This is a genomic window from Pseudomonas sp. SIMBA_041 (assembly GCF_046535095.1).
GTDB lineage: Bacteria > Pseudomonadota > Gammaproteobacteria > Pseudomonadales > Pseudomonadaceae > Aquipseudomonas > Aquipseudomonas mucoides.
This window is the reverse complement of sequence record NZ_JAWRXJ010000148.1, coordinates 1-305: the sequence shown is the minus strand read 5'-3', so window position 1 is coordinate 305 and position 305 is coordinate 1. Positions and strand designations below refer to the sequence as shown.

Below are 305 nucleotides of genomic sequence, written 5' to 3'. Positions count from 1 at the left end.
GATGGCGTTGCCTTGGTCTGCGTTGTAGACCACGTACAGCGAGTCATTGCCTTCCCCGGCGTTTTCCTGAATCCGCGCCAGTTCGCCGACCTGGTCGAGCGCGTAGGCATCGTTGCCTTTGCCGCCGCTCATGGTGTCCAGACCCAGACCTCCGTTGAGCTGGTTGTCGCCATCGTTGCCGATCAGCACGTTGTTCTGGGCGTTGCCGACACCGTTGATGTTGTCGGTGCCGGTGAGGGTCAGGTTTTCCAGGTTGGCGCCGAGCACGTAGGTGACCGAGGAGCGCACGGTGTCGATTTCGCCGG

The 305-nt window shown here is 62.0% G+C and carries 1 pseudogene; it reads right to left on the bottom strand.

From position 1 onward, the window contains the following. Nucleotides 1-305, bottom strand: a pseudogene (locus tag SB725_RS30620) (hypothetical protein); the annotation flags it as partial.